This window comes from Pseudomonas sp. PDM32, assembly GCF_019219225.1.
GTDB lineage: Bacteria > Pseudomonadota > Gammaproteobacteria > Pseudomonadales > Pseudomonadaceae > Aquipseudomonas > Aquipseudomonas laurylsulfatiphila.
Genome location: NZ_JAHUWE010000008.1, coordinates 302,336 through 322,223, shown reverse-complemented (window position 1 = coordinate 322,223; position 19,888 = coordinate 302,336). Strand labels below are relative to the sequence as shown.

16 protein-coding genes are annotated in these 19,888 nt (G+C 62.4%); 14 read left to right on the top strand and 2 right to left on the bottom strand.

Annotated elements, in window-relative coordinates:
• Positions 1–25 precede the first annotated feature (25 nt).
• The 13 genes from KW846_RS17565 to KW846_RS17505 all read left to right on the top strand — a co-directional run bounded on the left by KW846_RS17565 (position 26) and on the right by KW846_RS17505 (position 16,412).
• Positions 26–3,898 carry a type VI secretion protein IcmF/TssM N-terminal domain-containing protein gene (locus KW846_RS17565; protein WP_218483791.1) on the top strand — a complete coding sequence of 1,291 codons (3,873 nt, stop codon included), beginning with the start codon at positions 26–28 and terminating at the stop codon, positions 3,896–3,898.
• Positions 3,899–3,929: 31 nt separating this feature from the next.
• Positions 3,930–4,856 (top strand): type VI secretion system-associated protein TagF, encoded by a 927-nt coding sequence (tagF, locus tag KW846_RS17560; protein ID WP_218483790.1) that lies wholly within the window; start codon positions 3,930–3,932, stop codon positions 4,854–4,856.
• Positions 4,853–7,327, top strand: coding sequence for a type VI secretion system membrane subunit TssM (gene tssM / locus KW846_RS17555; protein WP_218483788.1), 2,475 nt, complete (start codon positions 4,853–4,855; stop codon positions 7,325–7,327). Before tagF ends, tssM begins: the two co-directional genes overlap by 4 nt.
• 163 nt (positions 7,328–7,490) lie before the next feature.
• Entirely contained in the window at positions 7,491–8,009 is a 519-nt protein-coding gene (locus tag KW846_RS17550; protein ID WP_007978712.1) for a type VI secretion system tube protein Hcp, read from the top strand.
• A 94-nt stretch (positions 8,010–8,103) separates the two neighbouring features.
• Positions 8,104–9,201 carry a type VI secretion system protein TssA gene (gene tssA, locus KW846_RS17545; protein WP_218483785.1) on the top strand — a complete coding sequence of 366 codons (1,098 nt, stop codon included), beginning with the start codon at positions 8,104–8,106 and terminating at the stop codon, positions 9,199–9,201.
• Positions 9,202–9,553: 352 nt separating this feature from the next.
• Entirely contained in the window at positions 9,554–10,144 is a 591-nt protein-coding gene (locus tag KW846_RS17540) for an amino acid synthesis family protein (protein WP_007978708.1), read from the top strand.
• A gap of 44 nt (positions 10,145–10,188) precedes the next feature.
• Positions 10,189–11,022, top strand: coding sequence for an alpha/beta fold hydrolase (locus KW846_RS17535; protein WP_007978706.1), 834 nt, complete (start codon positions 10,189–10,191; stop codon positions 11,020–11,022).
• Positions 11,019–12,500 (top strand): aldehyde dehydrogenase, encoded by a 1,482-nt coding sequence (locus tag KW846_RS17530; protein ID WP_218483783.1) that lies wholly within the window; start codon positions 11,019–11,021, stop codon positions 12,498–12,500. Before KW846_RS17535 ends, KW846_RS17530 begins: the two co-directional genes overlap by 4 nt.
• Positions 12,501–12,512: 12 nt before the next feature.
• Positions 12,513–12,998: a flavin reductase family protein gene (locus tag KW846_RS17525; RefSeq protein ID WP_007978701.1), complete on the top strand. Its 486-nt coding sequence runs from the start codon at positions 12,513–12,515 to the stop codon at positions 12,996–12,998.
• A gap of 147 nt (positions 12,999–13,145) precedes the next feature.
• On the top strand, positions 13,146–14,597 hold the full coding sequence (locus KW846_RS17520; protein ID WP_218483780.1) for an NAD-dependent succinate-semialdehyde dehydrogenase: 1,452 nt from the start codon (positions 13,146–13,148) through the stop codon (positions 14,595–14,597).
• A gap of 19 nt (positions 14,598–14,616) precedes the next feature.
• On the top strand, positions 14,617–15,006 hold the full coding sequence (locus tag KW846_RS17515) for a carboxymuconolactone decarboxylase family protein (protein ID WP_007978697.1): 390 nt from the start codon (positions 14,617–14,619) through the stop codon (positions 15,004–15,006).
• A gap of 88 nt (positions 15,007–15,094) precedes the next feature.
• A complete protein-coding gene (locus KW846_RS17510) occupies positions 15,095–15,847 on the top strand; it encodes a GntR family transcriptional regulator (protein WP_007978695.1) in 753 nt (250 codons plus the stop codon).
• Position 15,848: 1 nt separating this feature from the next.
• Positions 15,849–16,412: an NUDIX hydrolase gene (locus KW846_RS17505; protein WP_218483778.1), complete on the top strand. Its 564-nt coding sequence runs from the start codon at positions 15,849–15,851 to the stop codon at positions 16,410–16,412.
• 314 nt (positions 16,413–16,726) lie between these two features.
• Here the strand turns inward: KW846_RS17505 and KW846_RS17500 are convergent, their stop codons facing one another.
• Both KW846_RS17500 and KW846_RS17495 read right to left on the bottom strand, forming a co-directional pair.
• Entirely contained in the window at positions 16,727–17,485 is a 759-nt protein-coding gene (locus KW846_RS17500) for a putative DNA-binding domain-containing protein (protein ID WP_218483776.1), read from the bottom strand.
• Positions 17,478–18,320 (bottom strand): DUF692 domain-containing protein, encoded by an 843-nt coding sequence (locus KW846_RS17495; RefSeq protein ID WP_218483774.1) that lies wholly within the window; start codon positions 18,318–18,320, stop codon positions 17,478–17,480. Before KW846_RS17495 ends, KW846_RS17500 begins: the two co-directional genes overlap by 8 nt.
• A gap of 447 nt (positions 18,321–18,767) precedes the next feature.
• Here KW846_RS17495 and KW846_RS17490 point away from each other — a divergent pair, with 447 nt between their 5' ends.
• On the top strand, positions 18,768–19,814 hold the full coding sequence (locus KW846_RS17490) for a class I SAM-dependent methyltransferase (RefSeq protein WP_218483772.1): 1,047 nt from the start codon (positions 18,768–18,770) through the stop codon (positions 19,812–19,814).
• The last annotated feature ends 74 nt before the right edge of the window (positions 19,815–19,888 follow it).

Sequence of the window (19,888 nt, the reverse complement as noted above, 5' to 3'; positions counted from 1 at the left end):
GGTCAGGTAACCGAGTCAGGAAGACATGAAGACATTATTGCGTTTGTTGAAAAGCTTTTGGTTCCTCGTTCCCGCCCTGTGGCTGGCGAGCCTGGCGGTCTGCTGGTTCGTCGCGCCGCATGTGAGCTGGCTGCGCGGTTATGCGCCGGAGGCGATGGCGATCGTCAGCGCCTTCTACCTGCTGATCATTGTGCTGCGTCAGTACAAGCGTATCCGGGCCGAGCACAACCTTGAAAACCTGGTGCAGATCGAAGTCGATCGTTCGCTCAAATCCGCCGGTGAGTTCCGCGATCAGCAGGTGCTGCGCGAACGCCTCAAGCACGCCATCGCGATGCTGCGCACCGACCGCTCGGCCGGTGGCGGCGGCTCGTCGGCACTTTACGATTTGCCGTGGTACCTGGTCATCGGCATGTCCGCGGCGGGCAAGACCTCTTTGCTGACCCGCTCGGGCCTTTCCGCAAGCATTGCCAGCAGCGCCAACGACACCGAAAGCGGCACCCAGCATTGCGATTGGTATTTCAGCCCCGAGGCCGTGATGATCGATACGGCCGGCCGTTACCTGCGCGACGACCCTTCGGCCAGCGAGTTCGCCGCCTTCCTGCGCATGCTGAAAAAGCAACGCAGCAAGGCCGCCGTCAACGGTCTGGTGCTGGTGGTGAGCCTGCCTGAACTGCTGGCATGCAGTGCCGCCGAGCGCAACGAACTCGCCGCACAACTTGTGTCGCGCATCGAGGAGTACAACGCTTGCCTGGACGCCAGTCCACCGATCTACCTGATGCTGAGCAAGACCGATCAACTGCCGGGCTTCAGCCAGGCGTTCGAGGGCCTGGACCTGAACGAACGCCAGCAACCGCTGGGCATGACCTTCGGTTTGTCCGAGATCCGCAACCAGGGCCTGCGCCCCGTGCTGGATGCCAAGCTGGCCAACCTGCACAACCATATTCGCCGTCACGTCGACGCCCAGATGATTGCGCTGGGTGCCGATGCCAACAGCGCACTGCTGAACTTCCCGAACTATTTCGCCGAGCTTTCCGGGGTGCTGGAGCAGTTTCTCCAGCACTTCGCCGAGACCGGTCGCAGCGGTGCGCCGCTGTTGCTGCGCGGGCTGTATTTCACCAGCGCCCTGCAGACCGACCAGCAGCTGGGCCAGGTGTATGAAGACGACCTGGCCGAGTCGTTCGCCCTGCAACCGGAACATGAGCAAGGGTCGCCAGGCACCGGCAAGAAAATCAGCGACCGCAGCTATTTCATTACCGATACGTTCCGCCGGGTGATCTTCCCGGACCGCGACCTGACCCTTTATCAGTCGCGCCTTGGCAAGAACACCTCCGTCAGCCCTGCCCTGCTGGGCCTGGCGGTACTGGCCGGCGTCGCGTTCATTGGCTGGCAAGCCCTGTCGTTCCAGAACAACCGTCAGTGGCTGGCCACGTTGCGCGAGCAACTGACCGAGCTGCAACAGTCCCCGGAGCGTGCCGGGTTGCTCGCCTCGGGCCAAGGCCTGGAGCTGTTGCGCGAGCAGCTATCGGCCATCGAGAAGAACCGTGCCAAAGGCGTGCCGTTGCAGCTGGGCGCAGGCCTGTATCGCGGTGACGATATCTACCGCGTCGCGCAAGCCGCCTATCTGCAACAACTGCGTACCCAGGCGCTGGAACCCGTCACCTTGCAACTGCAATTGCAGATGCGCGCCTTCAACGAGTTCGCCAAAACCATGGACCCGCAGAACAGCTTTGCAACTGCGTCGTCCAAGGCCGACGCTGCCAAAGGCCGTGCGCAAGGCCTGAAGCTGCCCACCCGCCTGAACGGCTTGCCGCGCAGTACCGGTGAGGCGGCCAGTCGCCTGAGCGGCGCGGCCAAGGGCGCTGCCAACAAGGCACGCGGCGAAGCGCTGGCAGCACTGCGCAACCCGGCCACGGCCAGCGATGCCGCGGATTTGTCGGCGACCACCGGCGGGCTGTCGTTGTCTGAAGAAATGCTCGGGCGGTTGGATGAGCGACAAGTCGCGTCCATCATCGAGTCGTATAACGCACTGAAGCTCTACCTGATGCTGACGCAACCCGGCACCCACCCTGACCCGGAGTTCGTCGGTGCTGCGTTGCCGGTGGCCTGGGCCAATACCGCCAGTGCCGACAATCCTGTCAGCACGGCGGTGATCCAGGACAACTCGCCGGTCTACGTGCAATTGCTCAAGAATGGCCAGGCACCGTCCTTGTCGCGTAATGAGCAACTCATCAGCGAAACCCGCAACAGCCTGAAGTCCTTCATGATTTCCAGCTCGCTGGTGGACCGTGAATACCTGCGCCTGCAACTCGAATCCAGCCGTCAGTTCCCGGCCGTGGGCTTGAGCGACCTGGTGCCGATGCCCGGCCGGCAGTTGCTGTACGGCACCGAGGCGGTGCCGGCGATTTTCACCCGCCAGGGTTGGGAACAGTTCGTCAAGCCTGAGCTGATCAAGCTGGTGTCGGGCAACCTGCAGAACGAATCGGACTGGGTGCTCGACGGCGAAGGCGGCGACAGCATCGTGCAGAAAGCCAATTTCATCCGCGAGTTCATGACGCGCTACAAGCGCGACTACACCCAGGCCTGGTACACCCTGATCGACAGCGTCGGTGTTCGCCATTTCACCGACATGGCCAACGCCACCCAACAGCTGGCCCTGCTCAGCGACGTGCAGAACTCGCCGGTGAAAATCCTCCTGGCGGCGGTCAACGACAACACCCAATGGGATGTCCCGGCCCCCCGCGAAACACTGCCGGCGGGCGTCAAGCCCGATGACGGCTTCTGGAGCAGCGTCAGCGGGATTTTCGATGGTAAGAACACGTCGCCCAGCGCGCTGATTTCGCCTTTGCCGGCGGTCGATGACGGCAGCCTGGCGAAGCGCTTCGAGCCTGTGTCGCGGGTGTTCGCCGTGCAAAACGCCGAAGGCGCCGACAGCACGATCATGGACCGCTACCTCGCGGCCTTGCGCAAGCTCAAGGTGCGGATGAACAACATCCAGCGCTCCCAGGACGTGGGCAAGAGCAGCAAGCAGCTGATCAGCGAAACCCTCGAAGGGCTGCCAAGCGAAGTGACCAGCGTGCGCAACTATGTCGAGACCACCGTCGATACCAGCCAGGGTGGCCTGTCCGAATCCTTGCAGGGCCTGTTCAGCCTGCCGATCCAGTTTGCCTGGGAAACCCTGCGCGACCCGGCCGGCCAGCAGATTGCCAAGGCCTGGGCACAGCAGATCGCCAAGCCGTGGGAGCAAGTCATGGCGCACCGTTACCCGATTGCGCCAGGCAGCCGCAATGAAGCTTCGGTCAAGGACCTGCAGCGTTTCGTCGACCCGGAGTCCGGGCTGCTGCCGAACTTCAAGCGCAACGAAATCGGCAACCTGTCCGGAGGCGAAGGCCTGGGGATGAGCAGCAACAGCAAGGCAACGCCGCTGGTCAACCCGAACATGGTCAACAGCATCGACAAGGCCAGTTCGTTGGGCCAGGTGATCGCCAGCCTGTCGGACCGCGACAACGGCTTCGAGATCATGCTCGAACCTTCCGCCAACCTGACCGACATCATCTTCACCCTCGATGGCCAGGTGCAGCACTACCGCAACGGCAAGACCAGCTGGAGCCGCTTCTCCTGGCCGGGCACCACTACCACGCCGGGCGCACGCCTGGATGTGGTGACCCTGACCGGCGAGCGCATCACGGTGTTCGACTACCCGGGCCGCTGGGGCCTGCTGCGCATGAACGACAGCGCACGGGTCAGCGATCTGGACGGCATCCAGCAGCGCTTCAGCTGGAACACCGGCAGTGGCCCGGTCAGCCTCGCCGTGCGCAACTACGGCGGCGTCAAGTTGACCGACCTGGCCAACGTCAAGGCCTTGAGCGCGCTCAACGCCAAAGAAGGTCAAGCGCTGTGAGCCGCCGAACCTTGAATCCGGGAACCGGCCAATGATCGGCTGCTTCGGCAAGGTCCCCGCGAGTCCGGACTTCGTCAGCCTGCAAGGTGCGGGCGACGAGGTCTGCGAGTTCGATAGCTGGCTGCAAGGGGCGCTGGCCGCCCTGCAGCATCGCGAAGACTGGAGAGCGTTGTTCGACGCTTTGCCGGTGTGCTTTTTCAGCTATCGCGCGCGCAACGGCAACTGGTTGCTGGGTGGGTTGATCAGCTCGAGGGATTCGAGTGGCCGACGCTACCCGTTCTTCATTTTCCAGACGCTCAAGGCCAGCGAAGCCGAACCGCTGGTCAATCCGTTCACCCTGAGCGAACTGTTCAGCGGGCAGATCAGGCCGCTGCTGCACATGGCCGTCCAGGGCGAAAGCACTTCGGTGCTGTTCGAACGCATCAAGGCCCTGCGCCCGTTGCAAGGACAGGACTTCGAGTTGTTCCGGCGCGTGCATGACAAGTTCCTGGTGAACTTCAACCTGGGCGACATCGCCTGCGCGCTGCAGGGCACCTACCCGGAGTTCGTCACCAACGCCGTGCTGACCCGGCTCCAGGCCCTGAGAAGGCACCTCGATCAGGCCACGCCGATCGGCATCGCCCTGCCCTTGCCGGCGGAACGGGGATTGAAAAACCCGACCGCCGATTTGTGGGTCACCTGGCTGACGCAAATGACACCCGAACGCGCCGTGCCGCACATCAACCTGCTGGCGGACGACTTCATGCGCCCCCGGCTGATCTGCTTTGCCTCACGCAATACCAGCGATGCCTATCGCCTGCTGACCGGCATCCACGACCGCTCGCAAAGCTATGACGTGCTGGCGTCATTCGATGCCTTTGACGAGCACCACCGCACACACGCCTTTCCCGAAACCGACCGCCCTCTGGGTGACGTTATCGACCGTTTTGTCGATGCCCTGGATTCGAAGTCCGTATGAACAAGATCAAGTATTACTTCTTGCGCTATCAGCCCTACATCCTGGGGGTGTGCTTTTTCCTCGCAATCTTCGTGGTGTGGGGCATCGGGCGTGCGTTCGGCTTCAGTTCGCTCAACAGCCTGTTGACCGGCATCGGTGTGTTCCTGGGACTGTCGGCAGGCTATGTGCTGCTGCTTTATCGCGGCGTGTCCCGGCATCACAACCTCGAAGGACTGCTGCGTGAGGATGCCGACCAGGCCGTGTTGAACGCGAGCCCGGCGGATCGCGAGGAGGTCAGCCTGTTGCGCGAGCGCCTGTTGCAGAGCATCGAGCGCTTGCACAGCAACAAGCCACGGGGCAGCAACCCCAAGGATGCGCTGTATGCCCTGCCCTGGTACCTGGTGGTCGGCCAGCCTGCGGCAGGCAAGAGCACCATGCTTTACCAGTCGGGGCTCAACTTCCCTTACGCCGAGCGCGAAGGCGTGCGGGTGGCCGGTCTGGGTGGCACGCGCAATTGCGACTGGTTCTTCAGCTCCGAGGCCGTGCTTCTGGACACCGCCGGGCGCTACATGAACAACCAGGAAGAGGCCGGCAAATGGCGTGCCTTCCTGCAACTGCTGCGCCAGCATCGCCAGCGCCGGCCGCTCAATGGCCTGATCGTCACGGTGAGCATCCACGACATCCTGCAAGCCTCGCTCGAAGATCAGGAGCGCATCGCCAAGCGCCTGCGCGAACGCATCCAGGAAACCCATGCCTTGCTGGAAGTGCGCCTGCCGGTCTACCTGGTGTTCACCAAGTGCGACCTGGTGCCGGGCTTCGCGCCCTTCTATCGCCAACTGGACGAGACCGCCCGAGGCGAAGTGATGGGCAAGACCTTTTCCCACAAAGGCTATGAGCAGGCCGACTGGGGGCAGCGCTTCGGCGTCGCGATGGACGAACTGGTCAGCTATTGGCAACAGGTGGCGAGCCAGCAACTGGTCACGCAGGACATCCAGATCACCCGGCAGGATTCGGCGGTGTACCGGTTCCCGCTGGAGCTGGCGGCCCTCAAGCCCCGGCTTCAACTGTTCGTCGATGCCCTGCTGCGCGCCAATCCTTACCAAAGTGCGGAACTGCTGCGCGGCTTCTATTTCACCAGTGCCCTCGATGCCGACCAGCCGGAACTGGGTGGTCATGCACGCCAGGTGACCGAGCGTTTCTCGCTGGAAGGTGAGCGGGAGATCGCCGACGGCAACGCGCAGCCGCGCCCGTTGTTCATCAACAGTCTGTTCCGCAAGGTCATCATTCCCGACCAGCACCTGGTGGCGCTGTACACCACCAACCACCGCGAGCGTCGGCGCAAGGCAGCCTGGATCGGCGGTGCCGGACTGATCGCTGCATTGCTGTGCAGCCTGTTGGGCTGGTCGTACGTCAACAACAAGAACACCCTGCAGAGCCTGTCCACAGAACTGACCCAAGCCGCCGCCGACGATCACTCGGCCACCGGGCAATACACCACCTGGCAAACCCTGGATCGCCTGCGCTTCTGGACTGCGCACTACTACGCGCAACACCACGACCAGGGCGTGCCGCTGCGCCTGCGCCTGGGGCTCTATCAAGGTCACAAGGTCGAGCCACTGGTGCGCAGCCGCTATTTCGAACGCCTGGAAAGCGTGATGCTCAAGCCCACGGCCGACAACCTGACCCGTTCGTTGTATTTGCTGACCACCCTCAAGGTCTATCAGCGCAACGCCAAAGAGTTGATGCCCGTGACCGGCGTGGACAGCGTCGAACCCAAGGCGCTGCCCAATGACAACCGGGCGCAGTCCATCGCCGGTTTCGGCAAGGCGACGCTGGACACCTACGTCATGCTGTCGCGCGCCCAGCGTGAAAAGGCCGACCCCGGTTTACTGAAAGCGAAGATCCCGGATTACTGGTACCCGGCGATTGCCCGTCAGGTCGGCAACGCCAGTGTCGCCGCCTCGGACTATGAGTTCGCCAGCCGCCAGATCAACTTCTACAGCGACCAGATCCACGAGCCGGACGTGCCGCGGATCCTCGACAATGCGTTCCTGATCTCCAGCTCGCGCAACTACATCAACAGCCTGCTGACCCAGTCGTTGCGCTCGATCGAAACCATCACGCTGGAGTCGGACACCCTGTTCGCCTTCGCCCGTGCGGATTTCCAGAGCCTGAAGACTGAAGGGCAAAGCCAGCTGAGTGCGATCGCCGGCAAGCTGCTTAGCACCCCCAACATCGGAAAAATCATCATCGCCGGGCACGCCGATCAACTCGGCGATCCCCAAGGCAACCTGCAGGTGTCCAGACAGCGGGCGCAAACCATCAAGACCTACCTGGTGGGCAAAGGCGTACCCGGCGAGCTGGTGGAAGCGATCGGCGAAGGCAGCACCAAGCCTCTGGTCAAGTGCGACATGCAGCAACCCAGGGCCCAGCTGATCCGCTGCCTGGAGCCTAACCGGCGAGTAGAAATCGAAGTGCGGGCACTCAACTGAGCAGGCGCGCCTTGTGAAGAAATACCGGCATCCGGGTCATCTCGACGAGAGGCCCGGGCCGGCATAAGACACCTCTCTTGATCGTTTCAAAGAGGTTAAAGCGAAGGGCTGTGACTTGCTCGCAAGTCGCCTCCCTTTAAATGAAGGTAAGGAGAAAATAGAAATGGCATTTGACGCATACATCCAGATCGACGGCATTCCAGGTGAAGTTCTGGACGACAAACACAAGGATTGGATCGAAGTGCTGGGCTACGAGTACGGCGCCACCCAAGCGACTTCCGCGACGGCCAGCTCGTCGGGCGGTGCTTCGTCGGAGCGTGTTGCGTTGAGCGACTTCAGCATCCGCAAAGCCGTGGACAAGGCTTCTGCCAAGCTGTTCGAAGCCTGCTGCAAAGGCACTCACATCGCCAAGATCCAGCTGAACGTGAACCGCGCCGGTGGCGACAAGGTGACCTACCTGACCATCAACCTGGAAGAAGTCGTGGTGTCTTCCGTGAAAGCGGTCGCCGGCGGCAGCCAGAACGGTGAAGACAAAGCCGTTGGCGATCTGCCGATCGAAGAAATCAGCTTCAACTTCGCTCGCATCAAGACCACCTACACCCAGCAGAGCCGTGCAGATGGCCAGGGCGGCGGTAACGTCACCGGTGGCTGGGACCGCACCGCGAACAAGGTTTTCGCATAACACCGTGGTAACGACGGGCCGCGCAAGCGGCTCGTTTTCAGCACCGTGCCTGCCCGGCGGGCACGGTGTTCTTTTAGCCTGATCAGAGTTTCCCATGTCTGAATTTCTCAACGACCTTTCGCTGGCCGAACTGACAGCGCCCATCAACGAGGGGAGCGGCGAAGACCTAAGCTTTTCCACCTTGTTCGATCAGGTGAAAGAAGCACGGCGAGCAGACCCCGACTACCTGACCCAGGGTGACTGGCAAACTGACCTGAAGTCATCCGACTGGGACCTGACCCTCACCCTGGCTGCCCAAGGCCTGGCTCGCCAGAGCAAGGACCTGATGCTCGTCGCCTGGCTCAGCGAAGCCCTGGCGCACAAGCACCATTTCACCGGTATCACCTTCGGCCTGACCCTGGCCGAACGCATACTGGACAATTTCTGGACCGACCTCTTCCCGTCCCTCGAGGATGGGGTCGATGAACGCGCTGCCCGCCTGGCGTGGATGAAAACGTCGCTGGCGGATGTGGTGGGCGGACTGCCCATCACCCAGGGCCAACAGTACGGCCTGCTGCGCTATGACGAATCCAGGCACGTGGAAAACCTTGGGTTGCAGAACCCCCAGGCCATGCGTGCCGCCCTCGACGAAGGCAAGATCAACGCCGAGGTGTTCCAGCGTTCGGTGGTGCTGACCGACTCCGATCACCTGCGCCTCAAGGCCGGCGAAATAGCCGCCAGCCTCAACGCTTGCCAACGGCTGCAGAACACCGCCGACAGGCTGTTCGGCCATGACGCGCCGAGTTTTGCCGGGCTCCACGACGTGTTGTCCCGCGCCGGCCAACTGGCCGAGAAACTGCTCAAGGATCGCGGTATCGAACTGAACCCCGCCCCTGCCGCGCCCACCCCGGCCGTCTTCGAAAGCGCTGGCGTACAACCCACAGGTGCTGCAATGACCCAGACCCAGCAAGACCTTCCAGTCACGCCGCTGCGCACCACGCCACAGACCCGCGACGAGGCGTTCACCCTGCTGGCGGGTATCGCGCAATTCTTCAAGCAGACCGAACCCCAGAGCCCTGTTCCCTACCTGATCGAACGCGCGATCAAATGGGGCAACATGCCACTCGAGGGTTGGCTGAATGATGTGATCAAGGACAGCAATGTGGTGGACAACATCCGTGATGTGCTGGGGACCAAGGAAGCGAAGTCCTGACGACCATCAAGCAACGTCACTCCCTCCTCCCCCCCTGTTAAAGATCAATAGATAACCCTGTGGCGAGGGAGCTTGCTCCCGTCGGACTGCGCAGCAGTCCCTGTTTTTTGGCAGCTTCGCACTGGAGCGCCCAACGGGAGCAAGCTCCCTCGCCACAGATAAAGTATTCATCCCTTCCTGAACAACATTCTCCCCACCCGACGTAAACCCCTGCCTGCCGTTTGTCCGCTGCGACCGGTGGCACACACTTTTGCACGCCATCCAGCCAGAAACTCCGTTCGGGGACTTGTGCTTCCGGTATTATGGTATACCATCAGACGCACAGACACCCAAAACCTCCACGGAGCAGCTCATGAGTTTCGAAATCCGCAAGATCGTCAGCTATGTCGAAGAAACCTTTATTGAAGGCGGCAAAGCCACCGATAAGCCCGTGACCATGGTCGGCCTGGCCGTGGTGATGAAAAACCCCTGGCTGGGCAACGGTTTCGTCGAAGACCTGAAACCACAGATCCGCGCCAACTGCTCTGACCTCGGCGCACTGATGGTTGAGCGTCTGGTGGGCATCATCGGCGGCGCCGAGAAGATCGAGGCTTACGGCAAGGCTGCGGTGGTGGGTGCCGATGGCGAAATCGAGCACGCTTCGGCGGTGATCCACACCCTGCGCTTCGGCAACCACTACCGCGAAGCGGTCAAGGCCAAGAGCTACCTGAGCTTCACCAACAAGCGCGGCGGCCCGGGCACTTCGATCCAGATCCCGATGATGCACAAGGACGACGAAGGCCTGCGTTCGCACTACATCACCCTGGAAATGCAGATCGAAGACGCCCCGCGTGCCGACGAAATCGTCGTGGTCCTGGGTTGCGCCGACGGCGGCCGCCTGCACCCGCGCATCGGCAACCGCTACATCGACCTGGAAGAACTGGCCGCCGAAAAAGCCCAGTAACCGGCCGGTAGAACGACAACAAGAAGGCATTGCAGGAGCGCTCCATGATTCGGCTCACCGCTGAACTCACCCCGGCTGGCACCAGTTACCTGGCGACCGGCCAAGGCCAGCCCGTGGTCTTGATCCACGGCGTGGGCCTGAACAAAGAAATGTGGGGCGGCCAGATCGTTGGCCTGGCCACGAAGTACCGCGTCATCGCCTACGACATGCTCGGCCATGGCGCCAGTCCGCGGCCAGAGAGTGGCACACCGCTGCTCGGCTATGCCGACCAGTTGCTGGAGCTGCTCGACCACCTGCAATTGCCCAAGGCAACGGTGATCGGCTTTTCCATGGGCGGGCTGGTGGCGCGGGCGTTTGCCCTGCACTACGCGCAACGCCTGGAAGGCCTGGTGGTGCTCAACAGCGTGTTCAACCGCAGCGCCGAACAGCGCGCCGGGGTCATCGCCCGCACCAGCCAGGCTGCCGAACACGGGCCGGACGCCAATGCCGAAGCGGCGCTGTCGCGCTGGTTCAGCCGCGAATACCAGGCGGCGAACCCGGCGCAGATCGCCGCGATCCGCCAGACCCTGGCCGGCAATGATCCTCAGGGTTACCTGACCACCTATGAACTGTTCGCCACCCAGGACATGTACCGCGCCGACGACCTGGGCAGCATCCGCGTGCCGACGCTGATCGCCACCGGCGAACTGGACCCCGGCTCGACCCCGGAAATGGCCCGGCAACTGGCCGAACGCATTCCCGGCGCGACCGTTGCCGTGCTCGCCGAGCAACGGCATATGATGCCCGTAGAATCGCCGCGCCTGGTCAACCAGCTGTTGCTGGAGTTTCTGCAGGCCGCGCACTCCCAACAAAACCAGATCAAGGGGATCGTTGCATGACACTCGCACGCTTCCAGATGTGCATCGGCGGTGAATGGGTCGATGCCCTGTCCGGCAAGACCTTCGAAAGCCTCAACCCGGCGCTGGCCGAACCTTGGGCCGAATTGCCCGATGCCGACGAAGCCGATGTCGAGCGCGCCGTACAAGCCGCGCAAACCGCCTTCGACAGCCCGGCCTGGCGCGGCTTGACCGCCACCGCGCGCGGCAAACTGCTGCGACGCCTGGGCGACCTGATCGCCGAGAACAAGGAACAACTGGCGCAGCTGGAAAGCCGCGACAACGGCAAGCTGATCCGCGAAACCCGTGGCCAGGTGGGTTATCTGCCGGAGTTCTTCCACTACACCGCAGGCTTGGCCGACAAGCTCGAAGGCGGCACCCTGCCGCTGGACAAGCCGGACCTGTTTGCCTACACCGTGCACGAAGCCATGGGCGTGGTTGCCGCGATTATCCCGTGGAACAGCCCGCTGTACCTGACCGCGATTAAACTCGCTCCGGCCCTCGCCGCAGGCAACACCATCGTGATCAAGCCGTCGGAGCACGCCTCGGCGACCATCCTCGAACTGGCGCGTTTGGCCCTGGAAGCCGGGATTCCGCCGGGGGTGGTCAACGTCGTCACCGGTTATGGCCCAAGCACCGGCGCCGCCCTCACCCGCCATCCGCTGATCCGCAAGATCGCCTTCACCGGCGGCGCGGCCACGGCGCGGCATGTGGTGCGCAGCAGCGCGGAGAACTTCGCCAAACTGTCGCTGGAACTGGGCGGCAAATCGCCGAACATCATCTTCGCCGACGCCGACCTCGACAGCGCGATCAACGGCGCCATCGCCGGGATTTATGCCGCTTCCGGGCAGAGCTGCGTCTCCGGTTCGCGCCTGCTGGTGCAGGATGAAATCTACGACGAGTTCGTCGGTCGTCTGGTGGAACGCGCCCAGCGCATCCGCATCGGCAACCCCCAGGAAGACAGCAGCGAAATGGGCCCGATGGCCACCGCGCAGCAACTGGCGGTAGTCGAAGGCCTGGTGGCCGATGCCATCGCCGAAGGTGCGCGCCTGCGCCTGGGCGGCAAGCGTCCGCAGAATCTGGGCGACGGCTGGTTCTACGAACCGACGCTGTTCGAGTGCGACCGCAACTCGATGAAGATCATGCAGGAAGAAGTCTTTGGCCCGGTGGCTTCGGTCATCCGTTTCAAGGACGAAGCCGAAGCCCTGGCGATCGCCAACGACTCGCAGTTCGGCCTCGCCGCCGGCATCTGGACCCGCGACCTGGGCCGTGCCCACCGCCTGGCCCGGGACGTGCGTTCGGGGATCATCTGGGTCAACACCTACCGCGCGGTCTCGGCCATGGCGCCGATCGGCGGTTTCAAGAACAGCGGCTATGGACGCGAAAGCGGCATCGATTCGGTGCTGGCCTACACCGAGCTGAAAACGGTGTGGATCAACCTGTCCCAGGCACCGATGCCTGATCCCTTCGTGATGCGCTAGGAGTCCTGGAAAATGATCGAACCCGGCATTTACAAAGACGTGATGAGCTCGTTCCCGTCCGGGGTCACGGTGGTCACCACCCTGGACCCGGACGGCGGCATCGTCGGCATCACCGCCAGCGCCTTCAGTGCGCTGTCGATCGACCCGGCACTGGTGCTGTTCTGCCCCAACTACGGCTCCGACACCTACCCGGTGCTGCGCGACAGCAAGCAGTTCGCGATTCATTTGCTGTCCGCCGAGCAGACCGCCGAAGCCTATGCCTTCGCCGGTAAAGGCAAGGACAAGGCCAAAGGCATCGAGTGGCACCTGAGCGAACGGGGCAACCCGATCCTGGCCAAGGCGACGGCGATTATCGAGTGCGAGCTGTGGCGCGAATACGACGGCGGTGATCACGCGATCATCGTCGGCGCGGTGAAGAACCTGATCCTGCCCGAGCAACCGGTGACGCCGATGATCTACCACAAAGGCAAGCTGGGGCCGCTGCCTGCCCTGGCTTGATGGTTCACCACAAAACCCCTGTGGGAGCGGGCTTGCTCGCGAAGGCGGAGTGTCAGTCGACATTAATATGACTGACCCACCGCTTTCGCGAGCAAGCCCGCTCCCACAGGTACCGCGGTGCATATTCTTTTTTTGTCAGGAGCCGGCATGAGCCCAGCAGCCTCGTTACTGTTCCGCCAGCAGGCCTACATCAATGGCCAGTGGCTGGACGCGCCGGATGGCGCCTGTCAGGACATCTTCAACCCGGCCACCGGCGAGTTGATAGGCCAGGTGCCGAACCTCGGCGCCGGGCATGCACGCCTGGCCATCGACGCCGCCAACAAGGCCTGGCCGGCCTGGCGCGCGCTGACCGCCAAAGAGCGCAGCAATACGCTCAAGCGCTGGCATGCCCTGATGCTGGAAAATGCCGACGCCCTGGCCGAAATCCTCACCCTCGAACAAGGCAAGCCACTGGCCGAAGCCAAGGGCGAAATCCTCTACGCCGCAAGCTTCATCGAGTGGTTCGCCGAGGAAGCCAAGCGCATCTACGGCGACACCATTCCCAGCCACAAGGGCGATGCGCGCATCGTGGTCAGCAAGGAGCCGATTGGTGTGGTCGCGGCCATCACGCCGTGGAATTTCCCGGCGGCGATGATCACCCGCAAGGCCGGCCCGGCGTTGGCCGCCGGTTGCCCGTGCATCGTCAAGCCGGCTCCGGAAACACCCTTCTCGGCACTGGCCATGGCTGCGCTGGCGGAACAGGCCGGCATTCCAGCGGGTATTTTCAACGTGATCACCGGCGACGCCATCGCCATCGGCGCCGAGCTGACCAGCAGCCCTCTGGTGCGCAAACTGTCGTTCACCGGTTCCACCGCCATCGGCAAACTGCTGATGGCCCAGTGCGCACCGACGCTTAAAAAAGTCTCGCTGGAACTGGGCGGCAACGCGCCGTTCATTGTCTTCGACGACGCCGATCTGGAACGCGCCGTCGACGGTGCGCTGATCGCCAAATTCCGCAACGCCGGGCAGACCTGCGTCTGCGTCAATCGCTTCCTGGTGCAGGCCGGCATCCACGATGCCTTTGTCGCACGCCTTGCCGAGCGGGTTTCGCAGCTCAAGGTCGGCAGCGGTTTCGAAGAAGGCGTCACCCAGGGCCCGCTGATCAACGAGCGTGCCGTGGCCAAGGTCGAAGAGCACGTGCAAGACGCCCTGGCCCAGGGTGCACGACTGCTGTGCGGCGGCGAACGTCATGCGCTGGGCAACGGTTTCTTCCAGCCGACCGTCGTCACAGGCGTCACCCCACAGATGAAAGTCGCCCGCGATGAAACCTTCGGTCCGCTGGCCGCGGTGTTCCGTTTCGACACCGAAGCCCAGGCCATCGAGATGGCCAACGACACCGAATTCGGCCTCGCCGCCTACTGCTACACCCGCGACCTGGGCCGCGCCTGGCGCATGAGCGAGGCGCTGGAGTACGGCATGGTAGGGATCAACGAAGGGCTGATTTCCACCGAAGTCGCACCCTTCGGTGGCATCAAGTCCTCGGGGCTGGGCCGTGAAGGCTCGAAGTACGGCATCGAGGATTATCTGGAACTCAAATACACCTTGATGGGCGGCCTTTGAGCCCACGGGAGCTACGCAAATGAGCAACGAAAAATACGAGAAAGGCCTGAAGATCCGCACTCAGGTATTGGGCGAAGCCTACGTCAAGCGCTCCATCGAGAACGCCGACGACTTCACCCGACCGTTGCAGGAGATGGTCACCGAGTATTGTTGGGGTCATGTCTGGGGCCGTGAGGGTTTGTCCCTCAAGGAACGCAGCATGATCAACCTGGCGATGATCTCGGCCCTCAACCGGCCCCATGAACTCAAGCTGCATGTGCGCGGCGCCTTGCGTAACGGCCTGAGTCGTGAGCAAATACGCGAAATATTGCTTCAGGTCGGCATCTATTGCGGTGTCCCCGCTGCCGTAGACAGTTTCCGGCTCGCCCGTGAAGCCTTCGCCGAAGCCGATGCCGAGGCCTCCAGTTAACCCTTGGCTGTTTGATCCGACCGAGCACCGGGATTCCCGTAATCGAAGTGCTCTTTTTGCATGGACAGCCACAATCAGAGCGGACCCCATGAAACGCCTGCCACTCGACGACAGCTTCAAGGTCAATCGCAACCCCGTCACCCTGCGCGAAATCGTGCTGGATAAACTGCGAAGCGCCATCATGAACTTCCAGCTCCTGCCGGGAGACCGTCTGGTCGAACGCGATCTGTGCGATCGCCTGGGCGTCAGTCGTACTTCCGTGCGTGAAGCCTTGCGTCACCTGGAATCCGAAGGCCTGGTGGAATTCGCCGATGCCAAGGGCCCGCGTGTGGCGATCATTACCCTGGCCGACGCCGTGGACATCTACGAGCTGCGCTGCGTGCTCGAAGGGCTGATCGTGCAACTGTTCACCCTGCGCGCCAAGGCCAAGGACATCAAGGCCCTGGAAAAAGCCCTCGAAGAAAACCGCAAGGCGCTCAAGGACGGCGAGCTGCAACAGGTCATCGACTCGGTGCAGGGTTTCTACGACGTGCTGCTCGAAGGCTCGGGCAACCATGTCGCGGCCACTCAGTTGCGCCAATTGCAGGCACGCATCAGCTACCTGCGCGCGACCTCGGTGTCCCAGGAAAACCGTCGCGGCGCCAGCAACCAGGAAATGGAACGCATGGTCGAAGCGATCAAGGGCGGCGATCCGCTGGCCGCCCACCAGGCTTGCGTCGACCACGTGCGCGCGGCCGCGGCCGTGGCCCTGGACTACCTCAAGCGCAAGCAGGAAGAAACCGGCGACGTGCCGGCGATCACCCTGCCCATCGCGCTGAAAGAACCGCGCATAGGTCGCTGAGATGTTCAGCCCGAGCTTTTGCCCCAAGTGCGGCAGCGCTGATCTCGGTCAGCAGCTGCCGCCGGGCGATACGCACGAGCGCCTGATGTGCCGCAGTTGCGGCTACATCCACTACATCAATCCGAAAATCATCGCCGGCTGCATCATCGAGCAGGACGGCAAGTACCTCCTGTGCCAGCGCGCGATTCCGCCGCGCCCCGGCACCTGGACCCTGCCCGCGGGCTTCATGGAAAGCGGCGAGACCACCGAACAGGCGGCCTTGCGCGAGGTCTGGGAAGAAAGTGGCGTACGTGCGGAAATCGTCTCGCCCTACTCGATTTTCAGCGTGCCGCAGATCAGTGAGGTGTACATCATCTTCCGCGCCATCGCGCTGGAAATCACCGGGCAATACGGGCCGGAAACCCTCGACTACAAGTTCTTCGCGCCTGAGGAGATTCCTTGGGACAGCATCTACTATCCGGCGATCCGGCAGATTCTCGAGCGTTATATCGAGGAGCGGCAGGCCGGGGTATATGGCATTTACATGGGCAATGATGACAGCGGGAAGATTCACTTTATTCGCTGATTAGTTGTGGATTTTTCCGTGTGCATATCCGTTTTTGCGGTAACGGCTACTAATGGTTCCGCCGTTACAGCGGGTTACTTGGAAAAACAGAACGCCGCCCGCCTGTAGGAGCTGCCGCAGGCTGCGATCTTTTGATTTTTGACAATGTCGAAAGAGCGAAAGCTCAAGATCAAAAGATCGCAGCCTGCGGCAGCTCCTACAGGCCGAGTGTTAGCTCGCCTGCCGCTCTTGATCTTGATCCACCCGCCCCCGGCGAGGGGCCGGACGTAAGGGCGAAACCATAAGTCGTCGTTACCCAACAAATGGATATGTACTCAATCAATAACCCCCACAACCCCCTCCCCATGCATCTGTCGCAACAACACCAACCCACCCTCGAGAAACTCCAAAGCCCCCACCGCCCCCGCCTCCACCGCCAACCCCTGCAACTGCTCACGCCCGGTCAACTCGGGAATCTCGCCAATACGCTGCAACAACCGCCACGCCAACGGACTCAACTCGGAAAACTTCACACCCCAGTCCTCGGCCCGACGCACCAGCAACAACGTCGGCTGAGCCGGCAAAACGTCCGGCTGATAATCCGGCCCCACCCGTTGCACCGGCCAGGCATACGCTAACGGCCAGGCCAGCGGCGACACCTGCAAGGCCCGATCCAGCAACAACGCCGCATCACCGGCAGCCACAGGCTCGGCGTCGGACTGTTGCAGCGCCATTTCCACCCACTCGTAATGCGCCAGCTCCACCATGAACGGCGGCCACGAACCATCGGCCAACGCCAGAGGTTCACTGGCAAGAAACTCGACAAACTCCTGAGCGATCTCACCGAATTTCGGCGTGCGGGCGCGGTAGTCCCGCAGAAAGATCCGCACCAGCGAACGCCAATCCTCATCACCCAGAATCTTCACCAGAACCGGAAAGGTGCCACTGAGCAATGAAGACAGGTTGGCGAACACCAGATCGCGGTAAACCTGGGCCCGGGCAGGGTCCATTTCGGTGGGTGGCGCGTTGTGTTCAGGGTCGCGCAGGTACAGGCCCATGGTGGTTTGTTGCTGCACAAGGCTCGACTTATCCACGGTTCATGCCCTCCTGTTGCAAGCGGCGAATGGTCTGCAATTCCGCCACCAGTTCGGCGAATGCCGGAAAGTTGAAATCGCGCTCCAGCAAGGTCGGTTGAGCACCGAACCGGACGTAGGCCTGGGCCAGCAACGACCACACCGCCGGCTTCACCGAGGCGCCATGGGTATCGATTTTCAAGGTATCGGACTCATCGAAATGCCCGGCAATATGCATGGCCACCACCCGTCCCGCATCGATACCGGCGAGAAACGCCTGGGGATCGAAACCGTGGTTGATCGAGTTGACGTAGACGTTGTTGACGTCCAGCAACAGGTCGCAATCAGCCTCGCGCAACACCGCATTGGTGAACGTCACCTCGTCCATGTCCTGCTGGGGCGCGGCGTAGTAAGAAACGTTTTCCACCGCCAGGCGCCGACCAAGAATGTCCTGGGCCTGGCGGATACGCGCTGCGACGTGGTGCACCGTTTCTTCGGTAAACGGCAGCGGCAACAGGTCGTACAGGTGACCGTCATCGCTGCAGTAACTCAGGTGCTCGCTGTACAGCGGCACGTGGTAGTGATCGAGAAAACCCCGGACTTCCTGCAAAAAGCCGACGTCCAGCGGCGACGGCCCGCCCAGGGACAGGGACAGTCCGTGACAGGACAACGGATAACGCTCGGCCAGTGCCCGCAGCGCCGCGCCATGGGCGCCGCCGATGCCGATCCAGTTTTCCGGCGCGACCTCCAGAAAATCGAAATGACCGGCCGGGGCCGCTTGCAGGTCTTTGAGTAAGCCGCGACGCAGGCCAAGCCCGGCGCTGGTCTTGGCTACGGGGGGAATGGATGTCTGCATGGTATCGATCTCGCCTGTGTCCAATGGCGCGGGCCGGTGCCCGCCATGAGGCACAGTTAATCGAAGGGGTGTATCGGGACTGTGTTTGGCTGGGAGCGACAATGGATGTCTGTGTATCGAAACCGGGGTTGGATACATTGGAATACACACGATCCTTGCGGGCACTGCTGATCCCTGTGGGAGCGGGCTTGCCCGCGAAGGCGGTGGGTCAGTCAACATCTCTTTTGAATATGCCGGCCTCTTCGCGAGCAAGCCCGCTCCCACAGGGGTTTAGTGTCAATCAGGAGGACTTTCGTCGCTCGAGACAGCAGTACACACGCCCCGGACTAGACTTAACGCACACAGGACCGGCTCAGCGTCCTGCACATCCCCACGACCACCGCCCAGCGGCGCATGCCTCGCCAAACGATGCCTCTGGACCGTGATCCTGCCAAAGGAGCACACGTGATGGACGAGGCCAGACTCAACGATTTCATGGGCAAACTGGTGAATGACATGGGCGGCGCGGCGATGCTCGCCAACGTCATCCTCGGCGAAGAGCTCGGCCTGTACCGGGCGATGGCCGACAGCCAGCCCATCACCCCCGAAACCCTTGCCGAGAAAACCGGCTGCAACACCCGCCTGCTGCGCGAATGGCTCAGCGCCCACGCCGCCTCCGGCTACATGGAACACCGCGACGGCCAGTTCCGCCTGCCCGAAGAGCAAGCCCTGGCCCTGGCCATCGAAGACTCTCCGGTCTACATCGCCGGGGGCATAGGCGTGGTCGCGTCGTTTTTCCACGACAAGGACAAGCTGGTCAACGCCATGCGCGGCAACGGCGCCCTGCCCTGGGGCGAGCATCACCCGTGCATGTTCAGCGGCACCGAACGTTTCTTCCGCCCCGGCTACAAAGCCCATTTGATTGCCGAATGGTTGCCGGCCCTCGACGGCGTGGTGGCCAAACTGGAAGCCGGGGCCAAAGTGGCGGACATCGGCTGCGGTCACGGCGCCTCGACGGTGATCATGGCCCAGGCATTTCCGGATTCGCGCTTCGTCGGCTTCGACTATCACGCGCCATCCGTCACCGTCGCCACCCAACGGGCCGAAGAAGGCGGTGTGTCCAGTCGGGCCCGGTTCTTCCAGGGCACAGCCAAAAGTTACCCCGGCAGCGATTATGACCTGGTCTGCTACTTCGACTGCCTGCACGACATGGGCGACCCGGTAGGCGCGGCCAAACATGCCTATGATTCGTTGAAAGACGACGGCACGGTGCTGCTGGTCGAGCCCTACGCCAATGACTTGCTCGACGACAACGTCAACCCGGTCGGACGCCTGTTCTACGCCGCCTCGACCTTCATTTGCACGCCGAACTCGCTGTCCCAGGAAGTCGGCCTCGGCCTCGGCGCCCAGGCCGGTGAAGCGCGGTTGCGCAAGGTGTTCAACGAGGCCGGGTTCAGCCGTTTCCGTCGGGCCACGGAAACACCGTTCAACCTGATTCTGGAGGCACGTAAATAACCCCGGAGGGTTGTAGGAGCTGCCGAAGGCTGCGATCTTTTGACTTTGCTTTTGAAAAACAAGATCAAGAGATC